This window comes from Desulfovibrio ferrophilus, from assembly GCF_003966735.1.
GTDB classification, from domain to species: Bacteria; Desulfobacterota; Desulfovibrionia; order Desulfovibrionales; family Desulfovibrionaceae; genus Desulfovibrio_Q; species Desulfovibrio_Q ferrophilus.
Genome location: NZ_AP017378.1, coordinates 2,707,980 through 2,726,110, shown reverse-complemented (window position 1 = coordinate 2,726,110; position 18,131 = coordinate 2,707,980). Strand labels below are relative to the sequence as shown.

Annotated in this window: 15 protein-coding genes; 10 read left to right on the top strand and 5 right to left on the bottom strand. The window is 59.9% G+C overall.

What is annotated here, in order from left to right:
• Nucleotide 1: 1 nt before the first annotated feature.
• The 10 genes from EL361_RS12610 to EL361_RS12565 all read left to right on the top strand — a co-directional run bounded on the left by EL361_RS12610 (nucleotide 2) and on the right by EL361_RS12565 (nucleotide 11,676).
• Nucleotides 2–1,375, top strand: coding sequence for a GumC family protein (locus EL361_RS12610; RefSeq protein ID WP_126380072.1), 1,374 nt, complete (start codon nucleotides 2–4; stop codon nucleotides 1,373–1,375).
• Nucleotides 1,376–1,474: 99 nt separating this feature from the next.
• The gene (locus tag EL361_RS12605; RefSeq protein WP_172961739.1) at nucleotides 1,475–2,449 is read left to right on the top strand and encodes a sugar transferase; all 975 of its coding nucleotides are present in this window, start codon (nucleotides 1,475–1,477) and stop codon (nucleotides 2,447–2,449) included.
• Between the two features lie 24 nt (nucleotides 2,450–2,473).
• Nucleotides 2,474–3,448 carry a glycosyltransferase gene (locus tag EL361_RS12600; protein WP_126380068.1) on the top strand — a complete coding sequence of 325 codons (975 nt, stop codon included), beginning with the start codon at nucleotides 2,474–2,476 and terminating at the stop codon, nucleotides 3,446–3,448.
• A complete protein-coding gene (locus EL361_RS12595; protein WP_126380066.1) occupies nucleotides 3,445–4,851 on the top strand; it encodes an O-antigen ligase family protein in 1,407 nt (468 codons plus the stop codon). Before EL361_RS12600 ends, EL361_RS12595 begins: the two co-directional genes overlap by 4 nt.
• Nucleotides 4,848–6,017, top strand: a complete 1,170-nt coding sequence (locus EL361_RS12590) for a glycosyltransferase (protein WP_126380064.1) — start codon at nucleotides 4,848–4,850, stop codon at nucleotides 6,015–6,017. Before EL361_RS12595 ends, EL361_RS12590 begins: the two co-directional genes overlap by 4 nt.
• Nucleotides 6,018–6,034: 17 nt before the next feature.
• Nucleotides 6,035–7,051 (top strand): hypothetical protein, encoded by a 1,017-nt coding sequence (locus EL361_RS12585; RefSeq protein WP_126380062.1) that lies wholly within the window; start codon nucleotides 6,035–6,037, stop codon nucleotides 7,049–7,051.
• A gap of 14 nt (nucleotides 7,052–7,065) precedes the next feature.
• A complete protein-coding gene (locus EL361_RS12580; protein WP_126380060.1) occupies nucleotides 7,066–8,202 on the top strand; it encodes a glycosyltransferase in 1,137 nt (378 codons plus the stop codon).
• Entirely contained in the window at nucleotides 8,199–9,683 is a 1,485-nt protein-coding gene (locus tag EL361_RS12575) for a lipopolysaccharide biosynthesis protein (protein ID WP_126380058.1), read from the top strand. Before EL361_RS12580 ends, EL361_RS12575 begins: the two co-directional genes overlap by 4 nt.
• Nucleotides 9,680–10,753, top strand: a complete 1,074-nt coding sequence (locus tag EL361_RS12570; RefSeq protein WP_126380056.1) for a hypothetical protein — start codon at nucleotides 9,680–9,682, stop codon at nucleotides 10,751–10,753. The genes EL361_RS12575 and EL361_RS12570 overlap by 4 nt, the downstream gene beginning before the upstream one ends.
• Nucleotides 10,735–11,676 (top strand): glycosyltransferase family 2 protein, encoded by a 942-nt coding sequence (locus tag EL361_RS12565; protein ID WP_126380053.1) that lies wholly within the window; start codon nucleotides 10,735–10,737, stop codon nucleotides 11,674–11,676. Before EL361_RS12570 ends, EL361_RS12565 begins: the two co-directional genes overlap by 19 nt.
• An 8-nt stretch (nucleotides 11,677–11,684) precedes the next feature.
• On the opposite strand, the gene EL361_RS12560 is transcribed toward EL361_RS12565, so the two are convergent.
• The 5 genes from EL361_RS12560 to EL361_RS12540 are packed head-to-tail and all read right to left on the bottom strand — an operon-like array spanning nucleotide 11,685 to nucleotide 17,833.
• A complete protein-coding gene (locus EL361_RS12560) occupies nucleotides 11,685–12,488 on the bottom strand; it encodes an ABC transporter permease (RefSeq protein WP_126380051.1) in 804 nt (267 codons plus the stop codon).
• 14 nt (nucleotides 12,489–12,502) lie between these two features.
• Nucleotides 12,503–13,546: an ABC transporter permease gene (locus tag EL361_RS12555; RefSeq protein WP_126380049.1), complete on the bottom strand. Its 1,044-nt coding sequence runs from the start codon at nucleotides 13,544–13,546 to the stop codon at nucleotides 12,503–12,505.
• 15 nt (nucleotides 13,547–13,561) lie between these two features.
• The gene (locus tag EL361_RS12550) at nucleotides 13,562–14,581 is read right to left on the bottom strand and encodes an ABC transporter substrate-binding protein (RefSeq protein WP_126380047.1); all 1,020 of its coding nucleotides are present in this window, start codon (nucleotides 14,579–14,581) and stop codon (nucleotides 13,562–13,564) included.
• A gap of 46 nt (nucleotides 14,582–14,627) precedes the next feature.
• The gene (locus EL361_RS12545; protein WP_126380045.1) at nucleotides 14,628–15,725 is read right to left on the bottom strand and encodes an ABC transporter ATP-binding protein; all 1,098 of its coding nucleotides are present in this window, start codon (nucleotides 15,723–15,725) and stop codon (nucleotides 14,628–14,630) included.
• Entirely contained in the window at nucleotides 15,722–17,833 is a 2,112-nt protein-coding gene (locus tag EL361_RS12540) for a molybdopterin-containing oxidoreductase family protein (protein WP_126380043.1), read from the bottom strand. The genes EL361_RS12545 and EL361_RS12540 overlap by 4 nt, the downstream gene beginning before the upstream one ends.
• Nucleotides 17,834–18,131: the final 298 nt, after the last annotated feature.

The window sequence follows — 18,131 nt, the reverse complement described above, 5'->3', positions numbered from 1 at the left end:
CATGATAAAGACTGAAGATTACATGCGAGAATTCGTTCTCATCTTCTTCTCCCAGCAGCGGGTCATCATCTGGACCACGGTTGCGGTGTTTGCCTTGTCGGCTGCTGTGGCCATGTTCTGGCCCCCGACCTATATGGTTGAGGGATCGGTGCTGGTCAAGGGCAAGCGCTCCATGCGCAGTCCCGAGAGTCTGGAAAACGTTCAGTTGCGCACCGTGCTCGTGGACAAGGAGGATCTGAACTCCGAAGCCGAGATTCTGACCTCGCTGGATGTTGTACGTCTGGCCTTGGACAACCTGCGCCAGGAGGGCCAGGCCTATGCAGGGCGTGACTTCTCCGAAGAGCAAATTCAGGCCTTGGCCGGCTCCATCCGAGATGGGATCAAGACGGTGATTCTGCCCAATTCCAACATCATCGAGGTCAAGCTCTATGGCAAGGATGCGGGGCTGGCTCAGGCCGTATTGAACGAGGTTATGGCCAGCTACGTCCGGCGTCGAAGAGACGTCTTCAATCCCAAGGGAATGGAAGAGTTTTTTGCGGGGCAGGTCGGGCAGTTCGACAAGGGATTGCAGGAAGAAGAGCGACGTCTGCTCAGTTTGGCCGAGAAGTCAGGCTCAGCCGATGCCCAGCAGGAGATTACCAACAATCTGACTCTGAAGATGGAGTTGGAACGCCAGCTTTACGCTGCCCGAAGTGAATGGACGGACAGGCGGAAGTTTGCCGATCACATCTCCAATATCCTGACCTCGGACGGGATTCAGTTCTTCTCGTTCATCGACAATCTGTCCATTATCCATTTGGGCGATCAGTTGCAGCAGTTGGTGGTGGAGCGGGGGCAGGCCTTGCGGGTCTATCATCCTGAGAGCCGGCAGGTTGCGCGCATCGACGAGCAGATCGAGAACCTCAATGCAACCCTCAAGAACGAGGTGCGTACCTATAAGGAAGGCATTGAATCACGCATCAGAGTGCTCGAAGATGTTGCAACCACCCTTGAGCAGGATATTGCGAATCTTGAAAGCAAGAATCTGCGCCTCTACGAGGGACACGTGGCTCACCAGCGCGTGCAGCGCGAGATGGCCCTGCGCTCGCAGTCGTTCGAGACCTTTAGCCAACGGCTGCAGGAGGCCCGGATCGGAAGCGGTACCGAGGCCACCAACCTGTTCTCCATCAGTATCCTGAGTTGGCCCAAGACGCCTGCCTCTCCGATTTTCCCCCAGGCGAACAAGGTGATTCCGTTGGGACTGCTTGCAGGATTCATCACCGGGTGTTGCCTGGGCTTCCTGCGGGAATACTTCGATCATACCTTCAAGCGCCCCGAGGATGCGGAGCGTTATGCAGCTCTTCCAGCTCTTTTCTCCATCCCACTCGATCAGTAAGGTGTAACCATGGCATTCGTAGAAGACGCAACAAAACTTCATCCCCAACACTCCCGGTTCAGAAAGGGAGGGTATTTCGCGTATACACCGTGGTCGTTTGTGACGATTACCATTTTCAATGCGGTATTGGCCATTTTGGTAATGATTCCCGCTTTGCCTCTAATGTTTCTGATCGGGCTGACCATCAAGCTCAAGGATCGCGGGCCCGTCTTTTACAAGGGTACACGCTTGGGCATCAGCAAGCGTCCTTTTGCCATGTACAAGTTCCGCACTTTGCCCGTGGGGGCGCAAAAGACCATTGGGACCGATCTGTTCAAACCCGGGACATTTTGCCTCTCGCGGTTTTCCAAGTTCTTGCGTGACAGCAGGTTGGACGAGTTGCCCCAGCTGATCAATATCCTCAGGGGTGATATGGACTTCATCGGGCCGCGCCCGGTGAGGCCCGAAGTCTACGACGAGGTAGCAGACACCATCCGCAACTATGACCTCAGATTTTCGGTTCGTCCGGGGCTCATCGGCTACGCTCAGCTGTTCACCCCGCATAGCGCGCCCAAGCGGCTGCGGGCATTGATCGACAACAAGTTTATCACCCGCAAGCGCAAGCTGTCCTGGGACATGTTGATTATTTCCTATACGGCTTGGATCATAGGGCTGACGGCGTTGCGCAAGGGGACGGGGCATCTGACGGACCTGACGCGATCCCAGGTCTTTCGCTTCTATTCCCAAACCCGCGCTTTCGACCGGGTCCGGGCCAAGGGCGCGTCGGTGATTGTCTCCACCAAGGACGGGACCGTGCTTGAAGACAACGCCTTTTTGGTGGACCTGAACGAAAGTCATTTCAAGATTTTGTCCACCATTGACCTGAATGGTGAAGACTATCGGTTCGTGCTTCGGCGTACCATACGCCGGGGCAGGCGTGATCGTCCCAAGCGATCCATCTGCCATGGAAAGGTGTATAAGACCCTGCCCTGGAAGGGGAATTTCAAGCACGTGCATATCATTGCCTATGAGCCTGTGACGCCTCTCAATCACTATATGGTGGATCAGTATTTCTTGAAGAAAAGCATCGTCTAACGCCCCTGCGCCCTGGAGAGAACCATGACAGCGATGGATTTCGCGGTGATTCTTCCCGCCTACAATGAAGCGGTCCATATCGGTGACGCCATCGACGCGGTGCAGGCTTGTGCACGGGGTGGCATCAGCGTGGAAATTGTTGTTGTGGACAACCTTTCCACGGACGACACCGTCGCCATTGCCCGAGGCCGGGGGGTAACGGTTCTGGAGAATAAGACCGGCAAACGCATGACCATCTCGGCCTTACGCAATGCCGGTGCCCGGGCCAGCACTGCTTCGCTACTGGCCTTTCTGGATGCCGATATGCTCGTGCCCGCCGACTGGCTTGAGAAGGCCGCAGCGCGCTTTGCCACGGGCTTCAAGGGAGCCCTGGGATTTGCCGAGCAGGTGCCCGACGATGCCTCCTGGGTCGGGCGGATCTGGGGCAATCGCTCCGATGCCCCCATTACGGAATTGGCTACGGATTTCTTGCCCGGTCGCAACATCCTGGTAGGCCGCGAAACCTTCGAGTCCATCCAGGGCTTTGATGAAGATCTCACCACCTGTGAGGACAAGGATTTCACTTACAGGCTGAACAAGGTCTGCCGCTGCGTGCTACGCTCACCCGCTGCGACAGTGATTCATCTGGGCTACGAGCGGAGCCTGATGGAGTTCATCAAAAAGGAGTTCTGGCGGCAATCCACAACTCTGGCCTTTGCACGCCGCCATAACTATTCGCTGCGGACCCTGCGCAATCCTCTGATGAGCTTGTGGCATCTTCTGTGCGCGGTGTTTTTTGCCGTGGGCATCGCCCTAGGGGATTGGGTTTGGATCTTGTCGGCAACCGCCCTTTGGCTGGCCCCGTCCGCACTCTTTACCCTGCGCGATGCCATGAGCATGGGGCACCGTCGTGATTTGCCCGGTGTTTTTGCGTTGACGTTTCTGCGTTGGAATGTTTCCGGGGCCGCGTTGATGTGGCAGGGGGCGCTTCTGGTCCTGAAGCGAGGGCAGAGCGCATGATCTCGGGGCAGAATACATCGCGGGAGAATCCCGCCGTCTACATCATGGGAGCGCTTCTTATTGCGGCCACGGTGGCCCTGCTGCCCACCCGTTGGTATTATCTGGCCCCGGCCCCGGCCCTGGCCTTGATGGTCGTGTTCATGATGTGGCGGCGTCCCATGTGGGGCTTTGCCCTGATGATTTTTTTTGTGCCTTTTGATCAGTACCGGTCCCTGTCCGAGCAGTTTCGCTGGTTCACCATTTCCAAGTTGGTGGGAGTGCTGCTGGTCCTGCTGATCCTGTCCAGATGGCTGATCCTGCATAAAACCCCGGCCCTGCGTTCCAGGATGTGGCCCTGCCTAGGTCTGTTTATGGCTTCGGCCGTGGTGGCCAGTTTCTATACCGATAACCTGCCGACGGCACTCAATGAATTGCGCCAGATGGCAACGGCGGTAGTCTTTTTTGCACTGACGCTCTGCCTCGTACAATACAAATCGTTATTCAGTGAGGTGCCTCTGGCTGTGGTGCTCGGGATTTCGGGAAGTGCCCTGCTTTCCCTGTATGGCTACGCCACGGCCAACCCCCTGTTTGCGATGCAGGTGGGCGGCGAAGGCATGACCCGTGCTGTGGGCGGGTCCAACGACCCCAATCTGTTCTCGGTGTCATTGCTATTCTCTCTGCCCATCCTGACCCACTATTTTTTCGAGGCCCGGCTTACGCGCTGGCGCGTGGCCTCAGCCCTGTTGACCGTGATCAATATCATGGCATTGGTCATCACCTTTTCACGCGGCGGTGCGCTCAACTTTCTGCTGCTGTCCGTGTTGCTCTGCATGGAACATTACAAGCGCCTGTCTCCACGCAAGGCCGGGCTGTTGCTCACTGCCGTGCTGGCTACGGGGCTGATGGTTCTGGCCTTTATCCCGTCATCATACTGGGAGCGGCAGCGGTCCGTGGTCCAGACCTCCGATGACTCCATTTCACGACGCATCGACTATATCAAGGTGGGCTGGAATCAATTTTTGGAAAGTCCTCTCATTGGTCATGGCCCGGGGGTATTCAAGGAACTGTGGGCCGAAACCGTCTATTCCGGTGATATCGAGAAAGGCCTGAGCAGAGGCTATCTGCGTCCGGCCCATAACACCTACCTTGAGATGCTTGTGGGCATGGGACTCCTCGGCCTGGGATTCTACCTGTGTGTCATCCTGGCAGCATTGCATAATTTTCAGAAGGCCCAGCGCGGTTTGCAGGAAGCCGGACGCGAGCGGGAAGCCTCCATGGTCGGGGCCTATAAAATCGCCTTCATGGTCGTACTTTTCTATTTTCTGATCCTGAGTGCCCAGACACACAAGTTCTTCTGGGTGTCTCTGGCCTTTTCCCAGATTCTGCTGGCCGGAAGCCTTGTCGCACAGAAGGATGCGGCATGATCATTGGAGGATGGCTGCTCATCTTCGGCGCTCTGCTGGGGCTCGGTCTTTTTGTTGTCGTCAATCCCTTGCTCACGTGGCTGATTTCAACTCTGCATCCCTTGCGCCACAGGCCTGCGGATACCCCCGGTCTGTCCGTCAGCCTGGTCATTGTGGTTCATAATGGGCGCGAGTTGATCGGTTCCAAACTGGACAACGCTCTGGCTCTGGACGTTCCACCCGGTGGACTGGAAATCATCGTGCATTCCGACGGTTCCGGAGATGGCACGGAAGAAATCGTGGCCGCCTACGCGGACCGGGGAGTGAAGCTTTCCTCAAGCCCGCAACACAGGGGCAAGAGCCATGGCCTTAATACCGCCGCCTCATTGGCGACAGGCGATATTCTCGTGTTTAGCGATGTTGATGCCTTGCTCGCGCCGGACGCTCTGACCCGGCTCCTGTCGTGGTTTGTCTCTGATCGGGTGGGCGGGGTTTGTGGTCGGCGTGTGGTGCCGGGAGAGGCTGGTGCCTTCGAGGCCGCCCAGGCGGGATATGTGGGATTGGATTCACGCCTCAAGGCCGGGGAGAGCCGCCTGGGAACGCTGACTTCCAATGATGGCAAACTCTATGCGCTTCGCAGCGGGCTGTTCCCCGAGATTCCAGGGCCGGTGACCGATGACCTGTACGCCGCGTTGGCAGTGGTGAGCCTGGGCCATCTGTTCCTGTTTGATGCCGAGGCCCGGGCCAGAGTTGCCGTGCCTTCGCGTTCGCCCGGCGTCGAGTTGAAGAGGCGTCGGCGTATTGTGTCCACAAGCCTCAACGCCATTGCCTGCCACCGCGCATTGCTGAATCCCGCACGTTATGGGTTCTATTCCCTGCGGCTTTTGCTGAACAAGGTCGTGCGGCGGCTGATGCCCGTGTTCTTGTTGATGCTCCTGGCGGGCAGCGCCTTGGCTGCGGCCCAAAGTGCCGTGGCCGCTCTGCTCCTGGCCGGGCAGATCGCCTGCATGATTCTGGCAGCCAGCTTTCCCCTTGTTTCCTTCCGGTCAGGTGTGTTTGCACGTGTTGCCGGAGCGGCATTCTACTTCTACGTGGGCAACCTGGGCATGCTCTGGGGATTGGTGGACTTTGTTTTAGGCAATCTGCCCAAGCGCTGGTCGCCGGATAAGGGTGGGGCCACACAGTGATTCAAGGAGGATGCATCATGTTGCGTACCGTGTTTGCCGCAATCGTCCTGAGCGCATGGGCCGTTATGGTGTCGTGCTCCTCTGCTGTGGCCGGTCAGGGCCTGACGGGTACCAGCCTGCCGGGTGATTTCAAGGTCTTCTCTGCCGATTCGCCCTGGAATACCGCCATCGCGCCTGACGCTGCCCTGCACCCTGATTCCGCGGCGATGATCGATGCGCTGGCGACAAAAGCGGGGCAGCTCAAGGGCGATATGACCCAATGGACCGTACCGCTGTTTGTCGTTGATGCTGCCGTGAGCCCCAAGTACAGCGTCCGCTCGCCCAAGGAAGCCCTGCACCCGAGCGTGGACCCGGAGGGGAGGGGGGTGGCCGAGAATATTCCCCTGCCCGAGGGCCTCTGGCCCGATCCCAAGAAGGATGGGCACATGCTGATTGTTGATCCGAAACTGCGCAAGACCTGGGACCTGGCGCGAGCCAAGCGTTTGGCTGATGGCTCCTGGAAGGCCACACGACTGGCGGTATGGAATCTCGACGGTTTGGGTTTTGACCCCCCATTCACGGGCAAGCGCTGGTGGATGCGCGGGGCGCGTGGCTCGGGTATGCCGTTGATTGCCGGGTTGATCCGGCCCGAAGAGATTCAGACTGGCGAGATCCGCCATGCCCTGTCCTTTGCGGCGCCGACCACTCGCAAGTCGTCCTCTCCCGGAGGTCCCAAGGAGTTGTGCTCGCCGGTGGCTTCCCGCACAGACGGCAAGCATGAGGGCCGTCAGTATCTGCCCGAAGGGGTGCGTATCCAGCTTGATCCGGCCTTGGACCTCGATAGCCTGGGCCTGTCCCCGCAGACCAGAATCCTTGCCCGGGCCATGCAGGTCTACGGCATGTATCTGTGTGACCACGGGGATACGTTCAAGATCTATTTCCAGAACCTCGGACCGGATCGGGGCCGTTGGAAGGGCATCGGCGAGTTCAGGGACCTGGCCCGTATCCCGGTTAAGAGCTTCCGGGTGTTGGGTTGCAACACCGTGCGCAAGTAGAGGAGAGGTCCGGCGTGGCGCGGCAAAAAACCATCATGCACCTCAGACAGTCCTCCGGAGGCGGGGGCGGCGCTGATACGGTGATCATGGACTGGCTGGAACTGCTGGACCACGAGCGGTTCAACGGTTGTGTGGCCTATCTGCATCGTCGGGATCGGACTGTGGCGCCCATTCTGGAGCGTCTGGATGAGCGGGACATTGATCATTACACCTTTCCCGCCGGGAGAGTCTTCGATTTCGGTCAACTCCTGCGTATCAAGAGTCTGATCCGTGAGCGCAACGTGGGGCTGCTGCATTGCCACGATCCCAAGGCCGATGTGTACGGCAGGCTTCTGCGCCTGCTGGTTCCCGGCCTCAAGCTGGCGGTCACCCTCCATGCCTGGCACACGCATTCCTGGCGTTCAGCCCTGTACAAAAGGCTGGACCTGCTGGCGGTGCGCGGGTTCGATCTGGTCACTGCCGTGGCTCAGGACATTGCCGATATTGCCATCCGTTCCGGGGTGCGCGGAGTGCAGGCCATCCCCAACGGCGTGAATCTAGGACGCTGGACACTGCGCAGTCCCCTCTCAGGTTCGGAGCGCCCCTTTTGCGTGGGCTTTGTGGCGCGACTGAGTCGTGAGAAGGGTGTCGAGGATTTCGTAAACGTGGCCCAGCGGGTTGTGAGCGAGGTGCCCGATGTACGATTCTGCGTGGCGGGCGAGGGACCGGAGGGCGAACGCATGCGCTCCCTTGTGAACAGCGCAGGGCTGACAGAGCGGTTCGAATTTTCCGGTTTTCTGGATGAGGCTGCCATGCGCGGGTTGTATGGTTCACTGGATGTGCTGCTGCACCCGTCCCATTCCGAGGGCACGCCCATGACTCTGCTGGAAGCCGCAGCCACAGGCGTTCCCGTGGTGGCGACCCTGGTGGGTGGAGTGGGGGATGTGTTCACTGATGGAGAAACGGCCTGTCTGACCCGGGCGGGTGATGTGGAAGGTCTGGCCCGGAGTGTGATCGGGCTGGCCCGTGACTCTGCCAGAGCGGCAGCCCAGAGTGCCGCGGCCCGCAGTGCTATTGAGCATGACTATGACATGGCAACCCGCGTGCGCCTGCTGGAAGGTCTCTATCTGAAGGTGCTTGGAGCTGAATCTGTCGGGGAGGCGCGGTCATGAGCGAGAAGACCCAGCCCACAACGGATTCCCTGTCCGGGACCATCGCGCGCTACGCCACGAGTGTGGTGGCGCGGCAGACTTTGGGTGTGCTCAATGCCTACCTCAAACCCTTATTGCTCAGCCCTGCGCTCTACGGGCTGTGGAACCTGCTGAACACTGCTCTGGCCTTTGTTCCACTCACGCATCTCGGCTCACGCTCGGCCATGCGTTATCGCATCCCGGCCAATGAAGCCCGGGGTGACGAGCAGGCCAACGAGCAGGTTGTTGGTGCGGTTTTTTACGGAACCCTGTTCCTCACGGGGCTGGCTGCTCTGGGCCTGGGGGCGGCGGCGCTGTTCGTTGATGCGGGCGTCCCGGAACGTCTGGGGCTACTGGTCATGGCCGTGGTCATGGTCATCACCTGGCTTTCGGAATTTCACGTGGCCCTGTTCAAGGCCCGTAGCCGGTTTGCACCCATTTCCACAGCCAATTACATCAGCGCCGTGGCGGCCTGCGTGCTCAATGCGGTGCTGATTCTGGCCTTTGGCATCTACGGCCTGTTTGCGGCCCTGATCACGACCAATGGTCTTGTGCTGTGGTACCTGCGCAGGCACGCCCCGGCTCAGTCCATGAGCCGGTTCCGCATGGGGCTATTCATGGATCTGGTGCGTGAGGGCTTCCCCATCATCACTTTCAGTCTGGGGGCCACGCTCATCCGCACCGTGGACCGGTTCATCATCTCGGCCTGGCTGGGGCTGGAGGCACTGGGCTATTATGGTATTGCGGTCATGGCCTTGAATTTTCTGATGCGTATTCCTGATGCCTCGCGCGAGGTGGTGGAACCGCTGCTGATGCGCGACTTGCAGACCCGCCCGGAGCGGGATTGCCTGCGCGACTATGTGGAGCGGCCATTATTGGCCACGGCGTATGCCCTGCCCTTGCTCCTTGGGCCGGCCATGTTGCTTTTGCCCGCCGCAGTGAATCTGCTGCTGCCGCGCTACGCCCAGGGGGTGCCTGCCGCACAGATTCTGACGGGAGGCTGCCTGTTCCTGTCCTTGGCCTTTGTGTTGCGGGGCATCATCATTGCCCGTGGGCAGCAGGTGCGCGCCACGGGGGTGATGCTGGCCTCGGTGGTGGGGAATCTTGCCCTGAGTCTGGGGTTCCTGAGCCTGGGCTGGGGCATCGCGGGGGTGGCCTTGGCCAGTGCCTGCTCCTTTGCCCTGCTCTTTGGCGGATTGTGGATCTTTGTGCGTCGCCACGAAGCCGAACTGCCTGCGCCTTCCTGGTCAGCCCTGCTTGCGCCCCTTGCGCTGGCTGTTATTGCCACAGGGGCTGCTCAGCTGGCAGAGTTCTTGATGGGCGTTGACCCACTGGTGTCCGGCCCTGTCGGATGTGTCGTTTTCCTGTGCGTGGCCGTGCCGCTCTACAACCGCAGGGGCAGAATGAGTGGATTCTGGGAGCCTTTGACCGTGCAAACCCTCAGCAGAAGGTTCAGAAGATGAGTGTGACGCGATACGATCTGCTTGGACTGGCTGCCGTGGATTCCCATGATGCCCCCGAGGTTGTGGCCCATGAACTGGAGGCCCGGCTGGGGCGATTCGCCGTTCCTGCGGGTGGAGAGCGTGTTGCCGAGATCGATCTGGCGCCGTTGCCCGCAGAGGGCATGCCGGGTCTGGCCCCTGACCACCTTCAGTCCCAGCGCGGGTTCACCCTGACCACCGTGGAGGGTCATTCCGTGGCCGTGCTGCCGTATCGGGCCCAGGCCGATATCGTGCTCCTGCCCGGCGACCCCCTGCGCATTCGCTATGCCCCGCGCCCAGGGGTGGCGGGCAAGCTGTCGGCCCTGTTGCAGTATGCCCTGCAATGCGTCCTGCTCAGGCGGGACAGCGCCATGTTCCATGGTGCGGCCCTGGTGCGGGATGGGCGTGGCCTCGTGCTCACTGGATTGCAGGGGGCACGCAAGACCTTGGTGATGCTTAATCTGTTGCGACAGGGCTGGGATTTTCTGGCCGATGACAGGTTCCTGCTCCAGGCCGGTCGGGCGCACATGTTTCACGATTCCATCCCGCTCATGCCACATCATTTCGCCGCTCTGCCCTGGCTCGAAGGCCAGGGTGAAGCCGCTCGGAACTTTGCGCGTAGGGCGGGTAGGATGCGGGGCATTGCCCGCTGGTGCGAGAGACATATCCCCTCCTATCTTACCCCCAGGCTCGCCAAGTTCCATAACGCACCGCTCATGGTCCGGCCTGACGATCTGTTCCCCGACTGCAAGGCCGTGGCTGAGGCCCCTGTCTCCGACGTCGTGATGCTTGTGGGTGGAATCACCGGCTGCAAGGAATTGGATCTACCCGAGGCCGTGGAACCCCTGTCCATCATCCTTGATGTGGAGTTCCAGAACTACCTGCGCATGGCACTGGAACTCAAAGTGCGCGGCGTGGAACTCTGCCCGCCCACGGTCCCGGTTCTGGAGAGAGGGCTTACGGGCGCGCGCGTCGTGGAGTTGGGAGTGCCCGAGGCTGCGTCCGTGGACGAAACCGTGCAGGAGGTGCTGCGATGCATAGCGCGAGCATAATCATCCCCACCTACAACCGCCCGAAGGAACTCAGGGATTGTCTGGAATCCCTGCTGGCCCAGACCGTGAAGCCCCTGGAAGTCATTGTGGTCGACGATGGGAATCTGGACGAAGTCCCGTTCAGGCAGGACTTCATTGATGCGGGTGTCGGGTTCGTTTATTTCAAGAAGGATATCCCGGGGCTGACGGAATCGCGCAATGCCGGCATCGGTTTGGCCAAGGGCGAGATCATCTTCTTTCTGGATGATGATGTGATTCTGTTTCCCGATTATGTGGAGCAGATTCTTTCGGTCTACGCCGAGGGGGAAGGCTTCGTGGCCGGGGTCGGCGGCCTGGAGGACAACAAGCCGCCCATGCGTCCGCGCGACTATGTGAAGCGGGCCTTTGAATGGCCGTTTCTGGCCTGGGGCCTCCGGGAGGGGCATGTTCTGCCGTCCGGGTTCTGCACGCAGTTCGGGGAGTCGCCGTTTCCACTCAAAGAGGTGACACAGGTCGATTTCCTGCTGGGCGGCGTCTGTTCCTTTCATCGTGATCTCTTTCGCGAGTTCTCGTTCACCGAACGCTATCGCGAGTTTGGTCTGGGGGAGGACAAGGACTTCACCGTGTCCGTCTCGCGGCGCTATCCATTGTATCTGAATCCCAAGGCGCGGCTGGTGCATTTGGAGGCCGCGGCCATGCGCCCCGAAGATCGACGCTGGGCGCGAATGTTCCTGATGGGCACCTACCTGCTCTTCAAGCGGCATATGTGCCGGGGCTGGTGGAGTTGGCCCCTCTTCTGGTACGGGGTCACGGGCCATTTTTTGGCGCGCTGCGTGGCACTGGCCGTCTTCCCCAACCGGGGTAAGGTCGAAAAACTCAAGGGCCTGGTCGATGCCGTGAAGATCATCGCGGGCGGTAAAGCTCCGGAGATCGGGGGGCGCTGAGGAGGCATTCAGCGGTGAGCTTTCTCTGAACGTTGCCGAACCACACCGGCCATGGTCATCAAGACAACGGCCAGAATGATCAGTACGGCGGACACGGCTGCAATGGTCGGGTCCATCTGGTCCCGGATGCCATCCCACATCTGCTTGGGCAGGGTGGTGGAACGCGCTCCGCTGATGAACAGGGCGGTGATGAGTTCATCGAAGCTGGCGATGAAGGCGAAGATGGCAGCCGTGAACAGCCCCGGACGGATGAGCGGCAGCGTGATGTGGACAAAGGTCCGCAGTCTGCCCGCTCCCAGGCTGTTGCTGGCCTGCTCCAGGTCCCGGTCTACCCCCTGTAAGGTGGTGGTCATGACGATGACCACAAAGGGTACGGCCAGTACCGTATGCGCCAGAATCAATCCACTGATGGTACCGATGAGTTTCAGCTTGGCCATGAAAAAATACATGGCCACGGCATTGATGATGGCCGGAAGGATCAGAGGGCTGATGAACAGGCCATAGGCGCTTTGCCGGGCTGTACCTTTGAGTCTGGCGATGCCTATGGCTGCCAGGGTGCCCAGAACCGTGGCCAGCAGCATCACCGGGGCGGCCACGCGCAGGCTGTTCAGGGTGGCCCGCATCCAGGGCCCGGAGCTGAAGTATGATTGGAACAGCCCCAGCCCCATGGACTGTGGCGGAAAGCGCAGGATGGTGTCGTTGGAAAAGGCGATGGGCAGGATGATGCCCAGCGGGACAATCAGATAGATTGCTACCAGGGCACATACTGCCCGCAGTGTCCATAGGCGCAGAGGCAATCCTTGCAAGGCCATGGGCAGGCCCGAGGTCAGCGCTTCCAGGCTGCGTTTCTTGCGTATGGTCCACTGCAGGCGGACATCTTCACTACGATCCCACCAGCCCTGATCCCATGCGCGATCACCTGGATTACGATATTTTTTCGTGTGTCGAGGCGCTTGTTTCGTGGTGTGCCGTGTGCCTCGGATGTGCCGCCAAACAGGGACTCCAGGCCCATGAAGCGCAGGCACAACGCGAACAGGCCCATGACCGTGAACAGCAGGATGACGCTCAAGGCACCGGCAAAGCCCCAGTCGTTGACGATCTCCAACTGCGAGTCGATGCTCATGGCAATGACCGTGTCTTTGGGGCCACCCATGAGTGTGGGGGTGACAAAGGTTCCGGCCCCCACGATGAAGGTCAGCAAAAAGCCCGCTGCCACGCCGGGCAGGCTCAGTGGCAGGAAGACGCGCCGGAAGCTTTGCCAGGGGGAGGAACCCAGACTGTCGGCGGCGCGCAGCAGGGTGCGATCAATGCCCAGCATCACGCTGTGCATGGGCAGCACGGCAAAGGGCAGCAGGACATAGGCCAGACTGATGTAGACTCCACAACGGTTGTACATCAGCTCCAGAGGGGCGTCGGTCAGCCCTGCCCATTGCAGGAAATTATTGATGACACCAAAGCGGCCCAGGATGATCATCCATGAGTAGGTGCGCACCAGCACCGAGATCCAGAAGGGAATGGTGACCGCAGCCATCAGCATGGTCCGCCAGACAGGACCGAAAAAAGTCATGCCGTAGGCTACGGGATAGCCCAGCAGGATGCTGGCAGCTGTGGCCCAGAAACTGATGTCCAGGGTGTTGAGCAGGACCCGGAGGTACACGGAGTGTGTCCACAAGGCCGTGTAGTGTTCCAGAGTGAACTCCGGATCAAACAGGCTTTGCATCAGCACACCGGCCAGAGGGGCCAGATAGAAGACCACCAGATACAGCGCCAGGGGCGCGATCATCAGCGTCACGCCCCAGTGCTTGTGCAGGGCAGTGGACAGACGGGGCCTAAGCCCCGTCCTGCCCGATATATCATGAAGATAATCCATGCTGTCTGCTGTTTCCTATTGCATCTTCCAGGCTTCCCAACGGGCGGTCACTTCCTTGCCGTGTTCGCGGTACCACTCGCCGTCGATGATCACGGCGTTCTTCATGTTGTCGGGATGGCTGGGCATCTGGCGGGCCATGTCCTCGGGGATGTAGTCGTAGGCCTTCAAGTTGGAGGGACCATAGTAGCTGGCCATGGCCAGCTTGGCCTGGCGCTTGGGATCGGTGGTGTATTTGATGAATTTCATGGCAGCATCCTTGTGCTTGCAGCCCTTCAGAATGACCAGATAGTCCAGATCCACGACGGCACCGTTCCATTCGGGAACAACGGGAACGCCATCCTTGGCCAGGTCCAGCATGCGACCCGCGGCGAAGCTGCCCGTATCGGCCTCGTGGGCGCGCATCACCTGCTGGGCGTGGGCGCCGTTCTTCCAGTAGACCTTGATGTGGGGCTTGAGTTCATCGAGCTTCTTGAAGGCCCGGTCCACGTCGATGGGGTATATTTCGCTGGGGGGTACGCCATCGGCCAGCAGGGCGGCTTCAAGGTTGGAATAGGCCGTGTATTTCACGGCTCGGGGACCGGGGAATTTCTTGGTGTTCCAGACGTCGGCCCAGGTCTTGGGGCCTTGGCCAGCGGGCCAGACATCGGTGCGGTAGGCGACGTTGTGCGAATAATAGACCGTGGATACGCCATAGGGCTGGATGCCGCCCTTGACGAAGTCGTCCACCGGGATGCCGGAGAGATCCAGAGGTTCGAACAGTCCATCATGCGCGCCCAGAACATAGCCGTTGATGGAAGGTTCCACCACGTCCCATTCCACGTTGCCACTCTGCACCTGAGCCTTCATCTTGGCATAGTTGGGAAAGGAGACGAAGACGACTTCGATGCCGGTCTCCGCGGTGAAGGGCTTGGCAAAAGCCTCTTCCAGGGCCTTATTGTAGGTGCCGCCGTAACTGCAGACGGTGATGGTCTCGGCCTGAGCGGTTGTCGTGACTGCCAGCAGGCACAGGGCCATGGCGAAAAGGACGCGTTTCATCTCTGGACTCCGAAGGTAGAAGGGTTGTTAGGGAATGGTCTGATCTTTAGACTACGAAGGTGGCATCATCCGGTCGCCACCCGAAATTGATATTGTCGCCGGGGGCGAAGAGGGGAGTGTCCGCCCGGTTGTGCATCTTCATGACCACCAGCCCGGTGCTGCCTGCACTGTCGAGGCCTTGGGGCCGGATGAAGTATTTGATGGTGTCGCCTTGGTGAATCAGGTTTTCCAGCCGTCCGCTCAAGGCGCAGAGGCTGGCGGCGTTGCCGTTGACCACGGCCAGCTTCTCGGGCCGGATGGACAGGTAGCCCTGCTGGCCTGAACACAGGGGACAGCTGGTGCGGACCGCCGTATTTGCTCCATCGTGAAGGCTTACGGCCAGGGTCGAGTTTCCGGCCTCCAGAGTGGTGGCCCGGAAGAGGTTGGTTTCGCCGATGAACTCGGCCACAAATCGGTTGGCCGGGGTGTCGTAGATGCGGGCCGCAGGGCCGAACTGTTCGACCCGACCTTCGTTGATCACCGCGATGCGGTCGGACATGGTCAGGGCTTCCTGCTGGTCATGGGTCACGTAGAGCACGGTGATCCCCAGGCGCTGTTGCAGATCCTTGAGTTCCAGTTGCATGTGCTCGCGCAGATTCTTGTCCAGAGCGCTCAGAGGTTCGTCCATGAGCAGCACGGGCGGATTGAAGACCATGGCCCGGGCCAGGGCCACGCGTTGCTTCTGTCCCCCGGAAAGCTGGCCCGGCATACGGTCCGCCAGCCCCTCGAGGCGAACGGTGGCAATGGCCTGCGCGGCCTTGCGGGCGCGCTCGGCTCTGGGGACGTGGCGCATGCGCAGGGGGTATTCGATGTTCTGTTGCACGCTCATGTGCGGGAACAGCGCGTAGTTCTGAAAGACCACTCCAATGTCACGCCGGAAGGGGGCCAGACGGGTCACGTTCCGCTCGCCGATATTCACGGAACCTGCCTCGGGCGAGGTGAAACCGGCCACGACCATGAGCAGCGTCGTCTTGCCCGAGCCCGAAGGTCCGAGCAGGGTCACGAATTCCTTTTCCCTCACGTCCAGGCAGACGTTGTCCAGAGCCGTGACCGCGCCGTAACTCTTGGAGATGTTGCGGAGATGGATACCCTTGGCGGTGGTCATGACTGTTCCTCCATCGGTTCGATACGGCAGGGGATTCCGCGCAGGGCCGCAGAGCCCAATTCGCTGCTGCATGGCTCAGGGGCGCTGGTCAGCACATTCAGGTTGGCCTGTCGCCAGCCGAATTCCTGTGCGGCACCCTGCTCAGGAAACCACCAACCGTAATCAGCCATGACCACGCCGGGAGTCAGGCTCTCATCTAGTCGGACGCACTGGCGGATGGAACCGGTGGCTGTGGTCAGAAGGGCCATGGTGCCGTCGTTAAGGCCTAAAGATTGTGCGGTTTCCGGGTGCAGACGCATGCTCGGCTCGGGCTTGCTCCGACGCAACGAGGGCAGTTGTCGGCCACAGGAATGATAGAACTGAGGCGATTTCTGGCTGGTCATGATCAGGGGGAATTGGTCATCAGTGAGGTTGAATTCGCGGTACTCGGGCAGGGGGGGGAGGCCCAATTCTCCCAGGGGCGCGGAATAGAGTTCCACCAGCCCGGAAGGGGTGGGGAACCCGTGTTCCTCATGGGCCAGCAGTTGCTTTGGTCCGGCGATGGTGCCCTGGCTACGGAATTGATCGAAGCTCATGCCTGCGGGGTGCAGGTAGAACTCCAGAAACTCGTCCATGTCCTCGAAGGCATATTCGCCGTGACCAATGCGTCGGGCCAGATCATTGCAGATCTGACCTTCGCTGCGGGTCTCGCCGGGGTCGGCGACCTGTTGCTGAATGGAGGCCACCGGGAAATGCCAGGGCTGCTCCACGCTGTTGTGTTCCAGATAGGTGGAGGCGGGCAGCACGATGTCGGCCAGGGCCGTGGTGGGCGTCATGAAATGGTCCGTGGCGGCAATAAAGTCGAGCTTGGTCAGAGCCTTGGACATCAGCTGCGAGTCGGCGCTGGTGCAAAGCAGATTGCCGCCCTGGAGGTAGGCCCCACGGATGGGGTAGGGCTTGCCGTCCAAAATGGCCTTGGCCACGAGGTTGTGGGGGGCGTAGGCGAAGTCGGGCAGCAGTTTGGCATGGGCTCCCAATCGTTGCGCGGCCATATCCGGGGGCAATAGCTCCGGCCGAGTGAACAGGGGAGAGCGCCGCTGAAGCTCGCCCAGATCGGACCACATGACATCGGAGCCCGCTGCCCCAAGGTTGCCGGTCAGGGCGCGTAGAATACAGATGGCGCGGCAGGTCTGATAGTTGTTCGGTCCGGACTCCAGGGCGTTGCCCCAGAGGATGCAGCCGGGGCGCACCGTGGCGTACATTCGGGCGGCTTCCCGGATCTTTTGGGCCGGGACCCAAGTCATGGCCTGGGCGATTTCCGGTGTGTGGACTTGCAGGTGTGCCCGCAGACGTCTGAAACCCACGGTCCAGCGCTCCACAAATGCCCGGTCATAGAGCCCTTCCTCGATGATGACATGGGCCATGGCCAGGGCCAGCGCCCCATCCGATCCCGGCTTGGGCTGAAGTTGGAGGTCGGCCCTGTCGTTGCTTACACGGGGATCGATGACCACCAGCTTGGTTCCTGCGGAAGTGGCTTTTACGATTTCACGATGCAATGGGGGCAGGGTGACCTTGGGATTGAAACCCCATCGAATGATGCACCGGGGCGGATGCTTCAAGTCTGGATAGGCCATGAACCCGTATGTGTGCTTGGAGGCCAAGGCGCAGGGTGAATAACAGATCGACGAGGTGGTGGAGACGTTGGGAGAACCGAAAATATTGGCCAGGCGGGTCAAGTGATCGTCACTGGTGCCTTTGGAACCGCCCCGCATGAACACCACGGCTTGCGGCCCAAGGCGATTGCCGATCTTTGTCAACTCCGCAACAATGGTGTCCAGAGCTTCGTCCCACGAGACGCGTTCCCACTTGCCGCCGCCGCGCGGACCGGTGCGCTTGATCGGGTGGCGGAGTCTGTGGGGATGATCCAGCAATTCAAGCGCCGCATGGCCGCGTGGGCAGATCATTCCTTTGCTCAAGGGGTGGTCCGGATCGCCTGTGAGCGACGTAGGGTGTCCATCCTTGATACTGATCAGGACACCGCAACCATTGAAACATAGCCGGCAGGTGCTCTTGACGATTGTTGTCTCATCACCTGTGGACGAGTTGGGCATTTCTGCTGCCTGGCGCATAAAAGATGCTCTTAATTATTATTGCTGTGGTTTGGGGATTGAGAAGCTCTAGTATTTGAAATATCTATAGTTGCTATTATAGGCATCAATTAGTTGTGTTGTAAAATCATTCGTGGATACGCACAGTTTTGCACCAAAAAATGTAAAAAATTCAAATGCTGAGCATGAATATTGGTCGGGCTATCCGCCCAGAAATTAGAATTTTTGGAGCAAGGGTGTTGTGGGACGGTGTGTGGGACGGTCTTGTAAGGAGATGTTCTTGGCAAGCCCCGCCCTTGAGATTAAGAACCATGGGAAG

What these genes read in the sequence shown, in the direction of transcription:
- EL361_RS12610 (WP_126380072.1), top strand. Translation starts at nt 2, where the DNA reads ATGATAAAGACTGAAGATTACATGCGAGAATTCGTTCTCATCTTCTTC.
- EL361_RS12600 (WP_126380068.1), top strand. Translation starts at nt 2,474, where the DNA reads ATGACAGCGATGGATTTCGCGGTGATTCTTCCCGCCTACAATGAAGCG.
- EL361_RS12595 (WP_126380066.1), top strand. Translation starts at nt 3,445, where the DNA reads ATGATCTCGGGGCAGAATACATCGCGGGAGAATCCCGCCGTCTACATC.
- EL361_RS12590 (WP_126380064.1), top strand. Translation starts at nt 4,848, where the DNA reads ATGATCATTGGAGGATGGCTGCTCATCTTCGGCGCTCTGCTGGGGCTC.
- EL361_RS12585 (WP_126380062.1), top strand. Translation starts at nt 6,035, where the DNA reads ATGTTGCGTACCGTGTTTGCCGCAATCGTCCTGAGCGCATGGGCCGTT.
- EL361_RS12575 (WP_126380058.1), top strand. Translation starts at nt 8,199, where the DNA reads ATGAGCGAGAAGACCCAGCCCACAACGGATTCCCTGTCCGGGACCATC.
- EL361_RS12570 (WP_126380056.1), top strand. Translation starts at nt 9,680, where the DNA reads ATGAGTGTGACGCGATACGATCTGCTTGGACTGGCTGCCGTGGATTCC.
- EL361_RS12565 (WP_126380053.1), top strand. Translation starts at nt 10,735, where the DNA reads ATGCATAGCGCGAGCATAATCATCCCCACCTACAACCGCCCGAAGGAA.
- EL361_RS12560 (WP_126380051.1), bottom strand. Translation starts at nt 12,488, where the DNA reads ATGGCCTTGCAAGGATTGCCTCTGCGCCTATGGACACTGCGGGCAGTA.
- EL361_RS12555 (WP_126380049.1), bottom strand. Translation starts at nt 13,546, where the DNA reads ATGGATTATCTTCATGATATATCGGGCAGGACGGGGCTTAGGCCCCGT.
- EL361_RS12550 (WP_126380047.1), bottom strand. Translation starts at nt 14,581, where the DNA reads ATGAAACGCGTCCTTTTCGCCATGGCCCTGTGCCTGCTGGCAGTCACG.
- EL361_RS12545 (WP_126380045.1), bottom strand. Translation starts at nt 15,725, where the DNA reads ATGACCACCGCCAAGGGTATCCATCTCCGCAACATCTCCAAGAGTTAC.
- EL361_RS12540 (WP_126380043.1), bottom strand. Translation starts at nt 17,833, where the DNA reads ATGCGCCAGGCAGCAGAAATGCCCAACTCGTCCACAGGTGATGAGACA.